2 protein-coding genes are annotated in these 389 nt (G+C 31.6%); one reads left to right on the top strand and one right to left on the bottom strand.

The window, feature by feature from the left end:
• Positions 1-129 (top strand): dodecin family protein (locus V6251_RS15170; protein ID WP_341589003.1); only part of this gene is annotated, 129 nt, incomplete at its 5' end.
• Between the two features lie 80 nt (positions 130-209).
• Here V6251_RS15170 and V6251_RS15165 read toward each other — a convergent pair.
• The coding region (locus V6251_RS15165) for a T9SS type B sorting domain-containing protein (RefSeq protein ID WP_341589002.1) at positions 210-389 on the bottom strand (180 nt) is incomplete at its 5' end.

Below are 389 nucleotides of genomic sequence, written 5' to 3'. Positions count from 1 at the left end.
GTAAAGCATGCGTCTAAAAGCGTTAAAAACATTAGATCTGTTTATGTACAAGATCAAAGTGCTAGCGTTAAAGATGGCGAAGTTGTAGACTTTAGAGTTAATCTTAAAATTACTTTTGAAGTTAACTAATACCTTTAAAGTATTTTATTATAAAAAAAGCCTGAACATTTGTTCAGGCTTTTTTATTGGTGTTATTTAATCGTGCTTAATTACCTTTTTAAAGTAAAGTGGGCTTTAAATTGTTTTCTTGTATTTGAGGTATCGTTTGGCTCTCTATACTCAACCGTAAACCAGTAGTCACTAGTTGGCATTGGATTACCATTATACGTTCCATCCCATCCTAGTCCACTTGGACTTAATTGTTTTAATAATTTACCGTAACGATCAAA

This window comes from Olleya sp. Ti.3.14, assembly GCF_038154885.1.
Classification (GTDB): domain Bacteria; phylum Bacteroidota; class Bacteroidia; order Flavobacteriales; family Flavobacteriaceae; genus Olleya.
Note: the sequence above shows the minus strand (reverse complement) of the source record. Positions and strands in the feature narration are given on the sequence as shown.